We start from the raw sequence: 13,286 nt of genomic DNA, 5'->3' as shown, positions 1-13,286 counted from the left end.
AGGGGAAGGTTGTTCAGCCTTTCCCTTTTATTTTACCTTTCGGCTTTTACGCTTTTCTCCGTAGCGACACTTCGCCGCCATTAAATCGCACAAGGCCTTGTTCCGTTTCCAATAAAAGGTAGCCTTCGCTGTCTATGCCACGTTCAATGCCGTGCTGGCTCGCGTTTTCGCTGATCAAGCTCACGGGCTGATTAAGAAAAGCGTCCCATTCCGCCCAGCGTGAATGAAAAAATGCCATTCCTTTTTGTTCGAAGAGATCAAGATAATGATAAAGCCGCTGCACTAGCGCGATGATGATTTCATCGCGATCAAAGTGCGGTAGAATTTCTCGTAATTCTGCCCAAGGTTGATTAATATTAGTCTGTTTCGGCAAGGCAAGATTAATGCCAATGCCGATAATCAAATTCAGCAAACCATTCTTACGATTAGCAATTTCCACCAGCACACCTGCCAGCTTTCTCCCTTGCAATAACACATCATTCGGCCATTTTAACCCGATGCTTTGCGCGCCAAAGGCTTGTAAGGTTTCTGCAATGGCAATGCCGATAACTAAACTCAGCCCATTCAGCGAAATATGCGGTGGAAATGTCCAGTAGGCGCTGAGAATAATCTGCCCAGCAAAGGGCGAAAGCCAATCACGCCCTCGCCGCCCACGCCCTGCGTATTGATATTCTGCCAAGCACAGCTGCCCCTTTTTTAGCTGTTCAATCTGTTCTAATAAAAATTGATTTGTGGAATGAATCACAGGTTTGACCAGTACGTGGTAAGGCGCAAGGCGTTGCTTTATTTTCTCCGCCGAAAGCAAGGGCAATTCTGGCTTGAGCTGGATTTCATCACCGTTCCGTTCAAATTTAATACCCAGTTTACTTAGCGCCTGAATATGAGCATTGATTTGCGTTTCATCACAATGTAAAAGTGCGGTCAAATTTTGGCGAGAATTTTTCTTGCCGTCTGCCAACAAGGTTAAAAGCTCAAACATTTCTTTTCCTTTTATAACTTTCCTTTTTTGTAAATAGTTGCGAATTTTTTAAATGCAAAAAATATTTGCTGTTTGCCATTCCCAAATCAGCATAAACTCTGTATAATCTCGCCGCAATATTTTTTACCCTTTTTTCATATTAACCTTAGGGATTTTCCCTTTTACAGAGAGAGAATATTGCTATGCTACGCGTATTAAAAGAAGCCCTCACGTTTGATGATGTCCTTCTCGTTCCAGCCCATTCCACCGTGCTGCCAAACACAGCGGATTTATCCACCCAATTAACTAAAACCATTCGTTTAAATATCCCAATGCTTTCTGCTGCAATGGATACCGTTACCGAAGCGAAACTTGCCATCTCCCTTGCGCAAGAAGGCGGTATTGGTTTCATTCATAAAAATATGAGCATTGAACGCCAAGCGGATCGCGTGCGTAAAGTGAAAAAATTTGAAAGCGGCATTGTTTCCGATCCTATCACAGTTACCCCAGATTTAACCATTGGCGAATTAGCGGAAATCGTGAAGAAAAATGGTTTTGCAAGCTTCCCTGTGGTGAGCAGCCAAGGCGCATTAGAAGGTATTATCACAGGTCGTGATACGCGTTTTGTGAAAGATATGAATAAAACTGTTGCGGATCTGATGACGCCAAAAGATCGCTTAGTTACCGTAAAAGAAGGCGCATCTAGCCAAGAAATTTTCAGTTTAATGCACGCACACCGTGTAGAAAAAGTGCTCGTGGTGAATGATGATTTCAAATTAAAAGGAATGATCACCTTAAAAGACTTCCAAAAAACCGAACAAAAACCTAACGCTTGTAAAGATGAATTCGGGCGTTTACGCGTGGGTGCAGCAGTAGGCGCTGGCGCAGGTAATGAAGAGCGTATCGAAGCCCTTGTACAAGCTGGCGTGGACGTGTTGTTAATTGACTCTTCCCACGGACATTCCGAAGGCGTGTTGCAGCGTGTGCGTGAAACTCGCGCGAAATATCCTGATTTGCCAATTATTGCAGGTAATGTGGCGACAGCAGAAGGCGCAATTGCCCTCGCTGATGCTGGTGCAAGTGCGGTGAAAATTGGTATCGGCCCAGGTTCAATTTGTACCACACGTATTGTAACAGGCGTGGGTGTACCGCAAATCACCGCCATTGCCGATGCGGCCGAAGCGTTAAAAGATCGCAGCATTCCTGTTATTGCTGACGGCGGTATCCGTTATTCAGGCGATATTGCCAAAGCTATTGCCGCTGGGGCAAGTTGCGTCATGGTGGGGTCAATGTTCGCAGGGACAGAGGAAGCACCGGGTGAAATCGAATTATTCCAAGGACGTGCCTTTAAATCTTACCGCGGAATGGGATCCTTAGGTGCGATGAGCAAAGGCTCGTCCGATCGCTATTTCCAAAGCGACAACGCTGCTGATAAACTCGTGCCAGAAGGCATTGAAGGACGCATTCCATACAAAGGCTATTTAAAAGAAATTATCCACCAACAAATGGGCGGTTTACGTTCTTGTATGGGCTTGACAGGCTGTGCCACCATTGAAGATCTCCGCACTAAAGCACAATTCGTACGCATCAGCGGCGCCGGCATCAAAGAAAGCCACGTTCACGATGTCACCATTACTAAAGAAGCGCCGAATTATAGAATGGGCTAATTAAAAGTGCGGTCAATTTTTGGGAGATTTTATGATGAAATTTATTAAAACATTAAGTTTAAGCACTCTATTATTAACAGGATGTGCAATGTTTTATCCGCAATATAGTGGGGAAAGTACCGCAGATGCTCGATTAAAAGCTGATACTGAGCAAGCTGTAATTTTCCCATTTGTGTATTACTATAACTGTTCTATAGGAAAGATAAAAATTCATACACAAATATTAAATATTGAACAAGATCCTAATAGCAACACATTAAAATTAGCTCAAGAATTATGGAAAGTAAATGCTTGCGGAAATCTTAAAGATGTTTATATTGATTTTATCCCTGATGGGCAGGGTGGCACTTTTATAAAAAGCAGATTTACACCTTAAAAAATATTATTACCCCTGAGAAAAATAAAAAATGAACAACATCCACAATCACAAAATTTTAATCTTAGACTTTGGTTCGCAATATACCCAGCTTATCGCTCGCCGCGTGCGGGAAATTGGGGTGTATTGTGAGCTGTGGGCTTGGGACGTAACGGAAGAACAAATCCGTGAATTTAACCCAACAGGGATTATTCTTTCTGGTGGGCCGGAAAGCACCACGGAAGAAAATAGCCCACGCGCGCCCGAATATGTGTTTAATGCTGGCGTGCCAGTGCTAGGAATTTGTTACGGAATGCAGACAATGGCGATGCAGTTAGGCGGTTTAACGGAAACCTCTGACCATCGTGAATTTGGTTATGCTGCCGTTTCTTTACAAAATCCAACCGCACTTTTCGCTGGTTTAGATGATGGCGAACACAAACTCGATGTTTGGATGAGCCATGGCGATAAAGTAACCCAATTACCACCGCGCTTTCAAATCACGGGCGTGACGCCAACCTGCCCGATTGCGGCGATGTCTGATGAAAACCGCCACTTCTATGGCGTACAATTTCACCCTGAAGTGACTCACACCAAAAGCGGTTTAGCTCTTTTAACTAATTTTGTGGTAAACATTTGTGGCTGCGAGCGCAACTGGACACCAGAAAATATCATTGAAGATGCCGTGGCTCGCATTAAAGCGCAAGTGGGCGATGACGAAGTGATTTTAGGTTTATCAGGCGGCGTGGATTCTTCCGTTACTGCTTTATTATTACACCGAGCTATTGGCAAAAACCTACACTGTGTTTTTGTGGACAACGGCTTATTACGCTTAAACGAAGCCGATCAAGTGATGGAAATGTTCGGTGATAAATTTGGCTTAAACATTATTCGAGTGGACGCCGAAGATCGTTTCTTAAACGCATTAAAAGGCATTTCAGATCCAGAAGAGAAACGCAAAATGATCGGTAAAGTGTTCGTTAACGTGTTTGATGACGAATCGAAAAAACTCAGCAGCGTCAAATGGTTAGCACAAGGCACGATTTATCCTGATGTGATCGAATCTGCCGCGAGCAAAACGGGCAAAGCGCACGTGATCAAATCTCACCACAACGTGGGCGGATTACCAGATTATATGAAACTTGGCTTGGTAGAGCCATTACGCGAACTGTTCAAAGATGAAGTGCGTAAAATCGGCTTAGCCCTTGGGCTTCCAGCAGAAATGCTCAACCGCCACCCATTCCCCGGACCGGGCTTAGGCGTACGTGTGCTTGGCGAAGTGAAAAAAGAATACTGCGATTTACTCCGCCGTGCCGACGCTATCTTTATTGAAGAGCTTTACAATTCAGGCTGGTACTACAAAGTCAGCCAGGCCTTCACCGTATTTCTACCAGTAAAATCCGTCGGCGTAATGGGCGATGGACGTAAATACGACTGGGTTGTTTCCCTCCGAGCAGTAGAAACTATTGATTTTATGACCGCACATTGGGCACACCTGCCTTATGACTTACTCGGCAAAATCTCCAACCGCATCATCAACGAAGTGGACGGCATCTCCCGCGTAGTTTATGACGTCAGCGGAAAACCACCTGCGACGATTGAGTGGGAGTAGGGGAGACACTGCTCAAAAGTATGCAAGGAAGACGTATACATGAGGTGGCTTGCGATATATTTAAATTTGCAATTGACAGCTACCTACAATTTTATATTGTATATAACAAAGTTTTTCATTAATGAAGAATTTTGATTTCAAAGAAAAAGGCGAAATCCCCATTTCGCCTTTTTTAATGCAATTATTTCGCAATCCGTTTGTATTTAATACGATGGGGTTGCACAGCATCAGCGCCGAAGGTTTTCTTCTTCCATTCTTCATAGTCTGAGAAGTTACCTTCATAGAAGGTGACTTTGCCTTCATCGCCGTAATCCAAAATATGGGTCGCGATACGGTCTAAGAACCAGCGGTCGTGGGAAATTACCATCGCACAGCCAGGGAATTCTAAGATCGCATTTTCTAAGGCGCGCAAGGTTTCCACGTCAAGATCGTTGGTCGGTTCGTCTAATAACAGCACGTTACCGCCTGCTTGCAATAACTTGGCTAAATGCAAGCGTCCACGTTCCCCACCTGAAAGCTCACCCACGCGTTTTTGTTGATCTACACCTTTGAAGTTGAAGCGTCCGACATAAGCACGGCTTGGGATTTCAAAGTTGCCAATACGCAAAATATCTTGCCCGTGTGAAACTTCTTCCCATACGGTTTTGCTGTCGTCCATTTCATCACGGAACTGATCCACGGAAGAAAGCACCACAGTATCACCAAGGGTGATGCTACCGTTATCTGGCTGCTCTTGCCCTGAAAGCATACGGAAAAGGGTGGATTTCCCTGCGCCGTTCGCCCCGATAATGCCCACAATCGCGCCTTTTGGAATTCTGAAAGATAAGTCATCAATCAAAGTGCGATCACCATAGGATTTACTCAAATTGCTTACTTCGATTACTTTATCCCCTAAGCGTGGGCCAGGTGGAATAAATAACTCATTGGTTTCATTACGTTTTTGGTATTCACCGCTATTTAACTCTTCAAAGCGAGCCATACGCGCCTTGCTTTTTGCTTGGCGGCCTTTTGGATTTTGGCGAACCCATTCTAATTCTTTTTCAATGGATTTTTGGCGAGCAGATTCAGCCGCGGCTTCTTGGGCTAGGCGTTTTTCTTTTTGTTCTAACCAAGAAGAATAGTTGCCTTCCCAAGGAATGCCTTCACCACGGTCAAGCTCTAAGATCCAACCTGCCACATTATCTAGGAAGTAACGGTCGTGGGTAATAGCAACTACGGTGCCTTCATAATCGTGTAAGAAACGCTCTAACCAAGCCACGGATTCGGCATCTAAGTGGTTGGTTGGCTCATCTAATAAGAGCATATCTGGTTTTTCGAGCAATAAACGGCAAAGTGCCACACGGCGGCGTTCGCCCCCTGAAAGATGCTCGATTTTGGCATCCCAATCAGGCAGACGCAAGGCATCAGCAGCACGCTCAAGTTGGTTTTCAAGATTATGTCCATCGTGCGCTTGGATAATGGCTTCTAACTTGGCTTGCTCGGCGGCAAGTTTATCAAAATCCGCATCAGGATCGGCATAAAGCCCATAGACTTCATCTAAACGATTTAACGCGGTTTTCACTTCCGCCACGGCTTCTTCTACCGCTTCACGCACGGTTTGTTGTGGATCAAGTTTAGGTTCTTGTGGAAGATAACCGATTTTGATCCCTGGCTGTGGACGTGTTTCGCCCTCAAATTCTTTATCCACGCCTGCCATAATGCGCAGCAGGGTAGATTTCCCCGCGCCATTTAACCCCAGCACACCAATTTTTGCGCCCGGAAAAAAGCTCAAGGAAATATCTTTTAAAATATGACGTTTCGGCGGCACAACCTTACCGACACGGTGCATAGTATAAACAAATTGTGATGACATAAATTGTTCTCTTAGCTGTAAAAAGTGCGGGTTATTTTACTTGAGATTTTACCTTTTGGCGAATTGAAAGCGAAAAAAAACCTCCCGAAAGGGAGGTAGGAAAGTAGTTTAGCTATTTATTTTGATTATTTTATTTAGGAACTTTATGAATATCAAGCAATCACTCGACAGGGCATATACTACCTATAAGAGGTTGATAAATAAATGATGAATTTACATTTTTTTGATATAAATCACAGAAATAGAGTTTTTTTGTGAGATTTTGTTGTTTAAATCAGCAAATGGCATTTTGTCTGCCTTTGGATTTAGTGGTAGGATTTTGCTTTCTTTTGTTTTAGTAAGGAAGATTATGTTCAAAAAATGCTTGGGGCTATTGGCTTTAGTTCCGTTGCTCAGTGTTGCCCACCCGCACGCCTTTATTGATATGCAAAGTAAGGTGTTGGTGGAAAAAGGGGAGTTGGTTGGGTTTTCGATGCAGTGGGTGCTTGATGAGCCAAGTTCTGCCAGTATTATTTATGATTTAGCCCAGTCCACCCAGCCGAGCGATAAGCAAAGGTTGATTGATGAAGCAATGAAAAATATTGTCAATGAGCATTATTTTAGCTATCTCTTTGATAAAGATAAGAAAAAGATTAAGTACAAAGCGCAGCCGCAAAATTATGGAATGAAATCAAATGGTACACAAGTGATGTACTATTTTGATTTTTTGTTGTCTAAGCCCCAAGTGCTGAAGGAAAACCAGTTTGAATTAGCGACATACGATCCTACTTATTTTGTGGCAATGACTTATCCAACCGAAAATAAGCCTACAGAAAATAAACAAAGTGCGGTGGATTTTTCACAACTTCCTGCCCAATGTACGGGCAAAGTGATTGAACCAAATGTTGATGAAAAAGTGCGCGAATATGCCGCATCTTTAGATCGTAGTCAGCGTGATGAGGACCCTTCCCTTGGCGAAGTGTTTAGCCAAAAAGTGGAGATTGTATGCCATTAAACAACCGCACCCAAAAGGGCTTTAAGTATCTGGCAATATTGCTGTTGCTCGTAGGGCTAGGGTTTTATATCTTGCCTTATTTATTTGAGCAAACCATCAGTTGGCAAAAAGCCTTTAATCAAAGTATTTCTGGTTATTTACACCAAATTAAACAATATCCCGTACAAGCGGGATTAGGTTTAATCTTGATCAGTTTTCTCTACGGCGTGTTGCACGCACTTGGCCCAGGCCACGGTAAATTTGTCATTGCCAGTTATCTATCCACTCACCAAGCGAAGTTAAAAACCAGCGTTCAGCTCACGTTGTTGTCTTCTTTAATGCAAGGTGTGGTGGCAGTGGCGGCAACCTCCATTATTGTGGTGGGATTGCGTTTGTCTTCCCATTATTTCAAATTGAGCCAACTTTGGCTTGAGCGATCCGCTTTTATTTTAATGTTCTTGCTAGGCGCATATTGGATTTATCAAAGTGCGGTTAAATTTTTGCGAGAATTTCGTCACAAGAAACGCACCATTTCAGTGGGAAAAATTCACGCCATTAAACCCATTTCGGCAAAAGTGATTTCAGAAAAACCAGTTCAGCTTGTGCAATCCCATTGTGATCATAACGATCACGCAGAAGGTTGCAGTTGTGGGCATCAACACTTGCCGAGTTCGCAGCAATTAGACAAGGCGACTAATTTTAAATCTCGTTTACTTGTGATTTTAACCATTGGAATGCGACCTTGCTCTGGGGCGATTTTTATTCTTTTTCTGTCCTATATGCTGGATCTTTATCAATGGGGAATAGCTGCCGCAATGGCGATGGCAGTAGGAACAGGGATTACGCTTTCTTTATTTGCCTTGATTGTGCAATATGCAAGGCAGACCGCGGTGAAATTAGGGCGTTGGTATGTTCGCACAGAACATTCCCCTTATGCCGAAATTGCAGTGAAATTGATTGCAGGATTTGTGGTGATCTTCTTTGCGATAGCATTATTTTATGGCACAACCTTGCCTGTGCGTGGTGGCGCAGTGTTATTTGGCGGATAATCTTTCAGATGAAAAATAGGGGTGAAATTTCACCCCTTTTTCTTTTCATCGTATCAGGCTTTCAGCTTAAAGTGCGGTGTAAATTAACAAAGAATTATAAGCTACATAGCACAGAAATAGCGCTAACCCTTCAACTCGGTTAATTCGCCCATTTTTTCCTTTGAAACCGTAACCAAATAAAAACAGTAAGCCTGTTAATGCAATCATAACGAGCATATCTCGGCTAAACACTTCTGGCGTGGCTTGAATTGGGCTGATTGCGCCAGCAATGCCGACCACCGCAAGGGTGTTAAACAGGTTAGAGCCAATAATATTGCCCACCGCGAGATCTAATTCATTTTTTCTCGCTGCCATAATGGAAGCCGCCAATTCTGGCAATGATGTGCCAATGGCAACAATGGTTAAACCGATAATCAAATCGCTCACGCCTAAATAGGTGGCGATATTCACTGCACCCCACACTAATAATTGCGAGCTGGCCATTAATAATGCCAAGCCAATCACTAACCACAACACTGCAGTTTTCAACGGCATTTGTGATTTTTCTTTGAGTTCATCGTTAATATCTTGTTCAAGGCTATCACCTGAATGTCTTGTACCTTGCCAAATTGTCCAGCCCATATAGAGGGTGAATACCGCCAGTAAAATCACCGCATCAAGGCGAGAAATGGTGGCATCATAAATTAAAAAGGCAGAAAGTAGGGTAACTAGCATCAACACGGGCAATTCTTTTTTTAGCACCTGTGAATTAACCATAATCGGCTTAATCATTGCGGTTACCCCTAAAATCAAGGCAATATTGGTGATGTTTGAGCCATAAGCATTTCCCAGTGCAATCCCCGGGCTGTGATTTAATGCAGAAAGCGCTGAAACAATAATTTCAGGCGCTGAAGTACCAAAACCGATAATTACAATGCCGATCAACAAGGGCGACATACCTAAATAACTGGCGAGAGAAGCTGCACCGTCAATAAAACGATCTGCACTCCAGACTAAAATCGCCAATCCGACCAGTATAGCGAGAAAAGATAAAAACATTTGCGAGTCCTATAAATGATGAAAAGTAACGAATATTATCATTATTATGAAAGGCTGATGAGAAAAAAATAAAAGCCCATAAGGAGGATATGGGCTTTAAGCTCTTTTGGAACGAAATAGCTTTTATAAAAGGAGACAAATAAAAACTGCCAAAAGAGAAAATTGGCTCCTCCTGCTGGACTTGAACCAGCGACATACGGATTAACAGTCCGCCGTTCTACCGACTGAACTAAGGAGGAATAATTCTGTATCACAAGGAATTGGTCGCAGATGATAATGATCTGTCTTTCCTTTGTCAACAGTGAAATTAAAAAAATGTTGAAAAATTATGTTCTTTTTTTATATCCACAGCGCCTGTGGATAAGTCTGTGAGTTTTAATTTGAAAAAATCGCCGATCCCTTGAAAAAACTAGGGTTTTGCGAATTGGCAATAAAATTGATTGCAAAATAGCATTTCTTTATTTATCAATAAGTTAATAAAAATCTAGAAATTTTTTTAAAATTTTTTTGATTTTGTGAGATTTCAATCTTGACAAATATAAGTCTGTGTAAAACTTAAAATTTTGCTCAAGCCGAACGCAAAAAATTATGCTAAAATTGACCGCACTTTTCGGATAGGCAGTTTTTTTATGAGTAACAAAATTCACAGCAAACCTTTTATTCTTAATTCTGATTTTTCGCCGTCTGGCGACCAACCGCAGGCGATAGAAAAGCTGAGTGAAAATCTCAATGATGGTTTAGCGCACCAAACCCTGCTTGGGGTAACGGGATCGGGCAAAACTTTTACCATTGCCAATGTGATTGCCAAGCTCAATCGCCCTGCAATGTTGCTTGCGCCAAATAAAACCCTTGCCGCTCAGCTTTATGCGGAAATGAAAGCCTTTTTCCCTGAAAACGCGGTGGAATATTTTGTTTCTTACTATGACTATTATCAGCCAGAAGCCTATGTGCCGAGTAGCGACACCTTTATTGAAAAAGATGCGTCCATTAACGATCAAATCGAGCAAATGCGTCTGTCTGCCACTAAATCTTTTTTAGAGCGCCGTGATACAATCGTTGTGGCGTCCGTTTCTGCTATTTATGGTTTGGGTGATCCTGATAGCTATCTCAAAATGATGTTGCATTTGCAAACAGGAGCGATCATCAACCAGCGAGAAATTTTGACGAAATTGGCAGAGCTACAATACACACGAAACGATCAAGCGTTTCAGCGCGGCACATTCAGAGTGCGGGGCGAAATTATTGATATTTTTCCTGCAGAATCCGATGATCAAGCCATTCGCATTGAATTATTTGATGATGAAATTGAACGTTTGAGCCTTTTTGATCCACTGACAGGCACGAATTTTGGCGCGGTGCCGCGTTATACCATTTATCCGAAAACCCACTATGTTACGCCGCGCGAACGGATTTTAGAAGCCATCGATCAAATCAAAACAGAATTGGCACAACGGCGAGAGTACTTCATCAAAGAAAATAAATTGCTGGAAGAACAACGCATTACCCAACGCACACAGTTTGATATTGAAATGATGAATGAATTGGGCTATTGCTCAGGCATTGAAAATTATTCACGTTATTTATCTGGGCGTAAAGAAGGTGAGCCGCCACCGACATTGTTTGATTATATTCCTGCAGACGGTTTGCTGATTATTGATGAATCTCACGTTACTGTGCCACAAATTGGTGGAATGTATCGTGGCGACCGCTCACGTAAAGAAACCTTGGTGGAATATGGCTTCCGCCTGCCTTCAGCGCTAGATAACCGTCCATTAAAATTTGAAGAATTTGAACGCCTCGCACCGCAAACCATTTATGTTTCCGCCACGCCTGGCCCTTATGAATTAGAAAAATCAGGTAGTGAAATTATCGATCAAGTGGTGCGCCCAACAGGCTTGCTCGACCCAGAAATTGAAATTCGTCCTGTGGCAATTCAGGTGGACGACTTGCTTTCCGAAGCACGCCAAAGAGCGGATAAAAATGAGCGCGTTTTGGTAACCACATTAACCAAACGAATGGCGGAAGATCTGACCGATTATTTAGAAGAACACGGCGTGCGCGTGCGTTATCTGCACTCCGACATTGACACCGTAGAACGGGTGGAAATTATCCGCGATCTCCGTTTAGGTGAGTTTGATGTGTTGGTGGGAATCAACTTATTGCGCGAAGGCTTGGACATTCCCGAAGTGTCTTTGGTCGCGATTTTAGATGCGGATAAAGAAGGCTTTTTGCGTTCCGAACGCTCGTTGATTCAAACCATTGGACGAGCCGCGCGAAACTTAAATGGTAAAGCCATTTTATACGCGGACAGCATCACCAAATCAATGGAAAAAGCCATCAACGAAACCAACCGCCGCCGCGAAAAACAAATGAAATACAACGAAGAACACGGCATTGTACCGCAAGCGTTGAACAAAAAAGTGGGCGAATTGCTTGATATTGGCCAAGGCGCAACCAACAACAAAGCGAAAAGCAAGCAAAAACAAAAATCCGTGGCAGAACCCACCGCGCTTTATCAACCAACCAGCAGCAAAGAACTCCAGCAACAAATCAAAAAACTGGAACAGCAAATGTACAAACTCGCCCAAGACTTGGAATTTGAAAAAGCCGCCGCCGTGCGTGATCAGTTGCATCAGTTACGGGAAAGGTTTTTGGTGGAGGAGTAGAATTGATAAAAATGCTTTATTATTTACATAACAAAACTGATTAAGTAAAAAAGCTTTATGATTAAATTAAAAGATTTATTAAGACATAGCCGCCTTGTTCTCGGAAAATGGATTTTAGATAAGAAAGTAGCTGGTAACGAAAGCATATTTCCACCGAAGAGCATTTTATTCCTTCGGCAAGATGGAAAAATTGGCGATTATATTGTTAGTTCCTTTGTGTTTAGAGAAATCAAAAACCTTGATCCTTCAATAAAGGTTGGGGTAGTTTGTAATAAACAAAATGCCTACTTGTTTGAGCAAAATCCGTATATAGATCAATTATATTTTGTGAAAAAGAAAAATATTGTTGATTATATCAAAAATGGCTTGAAAATAAGTAAGCAACGTTATGATTTGGTTATCGATCCAACAATAATGCTCCGCAATCGTGATCTGCTTTTATTACGTTTGATAAATGCAAAAAATTATTTTGGCTATCATAAAGAGGATTACAAATTATTTAATCTTAATTTATCCCAAAGGGATATTCATTTTTCTGAAATATATCGAAAAGCATTAGAAAAAGTTGGCATCCCAGTTAAATCAATGCAGTATGATATTCCCTTTCGAGAAAAAGAACATAGTGAGATTACTCAATTCTTGCAAAAAAATCAGCTCCAAAATTATTTAGCAATTAATTTTTATGGTGCAGCAAGATCGAGAAAGTTTTCTGATGAAAATATAAAGTAAATCTTACGTTATTTGAAAACCCAAAAAACAGATAGAAAGATTATTATTTTAGGTTATCCAGATGTTAATGAAAAATTAAAGAATATTGCTTCAGATTTTTCTAATATATTTGTTTATGATATACAAAATATTTTCCATACGATTGAGCTAATTAGGCATTGTGAACAGCTAATTTCTCCAGATACTTCGACTATTCATATTGCATCTGGGTTTCACAAACCTATTATTGGCCTTTACAGTCAAGATGCAGAAAATTTTAACCATTGGAAACCACTATCAGGCATAGTTAATATTTTATTCTATGAAAAAGATATTAATGAGATCTCGCCAAATCAGTTTTCCGAAGAGTGGTTTAGGATCGGATAAGTTAGTATTAGAGCCTTATTC

9 protein-coding genes, 1 tRNA gene and 1 pseudogene are annotated in these 13,286 nt (G+C 41.9%); 7 read left to right on the top strand and 4 right to left on the bottom strand.

Annotation, left to right across the window (positions count from 1 at the left end):
• Positions 1-46: 46 nt before the first annotated feature.
• The gene (gene birA / locus C3007_RS01205; protein WP_103852702.1) at positions 47-979 is read right to left on the bottom strand and encodes a bifunctional biotin--[acetyl-CoA-carboxylase] ligase/biotin operon repressor BirA; all 933 of its coding nucleotides are present in this window, start codon (positions 977-979) and stop codon (positions 47-49) included.
• Between the two features lie 182 nt (positions 980-1,161).
• Between birA and guaB the strand changes: the two genes are divergently transcribed.
• Genes guaB through guaA form a run of 3 tightly spaced genes read left to right on the top strand, consistent with a single transcriptional unit; the run spans position 1,162 to position 4,592 of the window.
• Complete coding sequence (gene guaB, locus C3007_RS01200) at positions 1,162-2,625, top strand: IMP dehydrogenase (protein ID WP_103852701.1); 1,464 nt, start codon at positions 1,162-1,164, stop codon at positions 2,623-2,625.
• Positions 2,626-2,656: 31 nt separating this feature from the next.
• On the top strand, positions 2,657-3,001 hold the full coding sequence (locus tag C3007_RS01195) for a hypothetical protein (protein ID WP_103852700.1): 345 nt from the start codon (positions 2,657-2,659) through the stop codon (positions 2,999-3,001).
• 31 nt (positions 3,002-3,032) lie between these two features.
• The gene (guaA, locus tag C3007_RS01190) at positions 3,033-4,592 is read left to right on the top strand and encodes a glutamine-hydrolyzing GMP synthase (RefSeq protein ID WP_103852699.1); all 1,560 of its coding nucleotides are present in this window, start codon (positions 3,033-3,035) and stop codon (positions 4,590-4,592) included.
• Positions 4,593-4,773: 181 nt separating this feature from the next.
• Here the strand turns inward: guaA and ettA are convergent, their stop codons facing one another.
• On the bottom strand, positions 4,774-6,444 hold the full coding sequence (gene ettA, locus C3007_RS01185; RefSeq protein WP_103852698.1) for an energy-dependent translational throttle protein EttA: 1,671 nt from the start codon (positions 6,442-6,444) through the stop codon (positions 4,774-4,776).
• 349 nt (positions 6,445-6,793) lie between these two features.
• Here ettA and C3007_RS01180 point away from each other — a divergent pair, with 349 nt between their 5' ends.
• Together C3007_RS01180 and zevB are read left to right on the top strand one after the other, a co-directional pair.
• Complete coding sequence (locus C3007_RS01180; RefSeq protein WP_103852697.1) at positions 6,794-7,438, top strand: DUF1007 family protein; 645 nt, start codon at positions 6,794-6,796, stop codon at positions 7,436-7,438.
• Positions 7,429-8,466, top strand: a complete 1,038-nt coding sequence (gene zevB, locus C3007_RS01175) for a zinc transporter permease subunit ZevB (RefSeq protein ID WP_103852696.1) — start codon at positions 7,429-7,431, stop codon at positions 8,464-8,466. Before C3007_RS01180 ends, zevB begins: the two co-directional genes overlap by 10 nt.
• A 66-nt stretch (positions 8,467-8,532) precedes the next feature.
• On the opposite strand, the gene C3007_RS01170 is transcribed toward zevB, so the two are convergent.
• Both C3007_RS01170 and C3007_RS01165 read right to left on the bottom strand, forming a co-directional pair.
• Entirely contained in the window at positions 8,533-9,504 is a 972-nt protein-coding gene (locus C3007_RS01170; RefSeq protein ID WP_103852695.1) for a calcium/sodium antiporter, read from the bottom strand.
• A gap of 163 nt (positions 9,505-9,667) precedes the next feature.
• Positions 9,668-9,743 (bottom strand) — tRNA-Asn (locus tag C3007_RS01165).
• Positions 9,744-10,133: 390 nt separating this feature from the next.
• Here C3007_RS01165 and uvrB point away from each other — a divergent pair.
• Both uvrB and C3007_RS01155 read left to right on the top strand, forming a co-directional pair.
• The gene (gene uvrB, locus C3007_RS01160; protein WP_103852694.1) at positions 10,134-12,170 is read left to right on the top strand and encodes an excinuclease ABC subunit UvrB; all 2,037 of its coding nucleotides are present in this window, start codon (positions 10,134-10,136) and stop codon (positions 12,168-12,170) included.
• Between the two features lie 60 nt (positions 12,171-12,230).
• Positions 12,231-13,265: pseudogene (locus C3007_RS01155) on the top strand (glycosyltransferase family 9 protein).
• Positions 13,266-13,286: the final 21 nt, after the last annotated feature.

It is taken from the genome of Avibacterium gallinarum, assembly GCF_002921135.1.
GTDB lineage: Bacteria > Pseudomonadota > Gammaproteobacteria > Enterobacterales > Pasteurellaceae > Avibacterium > Avibacterium gallinarum.
The sequence above is the reverse complement of the archived record's forward strand: the minus strand, read 5'-3'. Positions and strand labels throughout refer to the sequence as shown.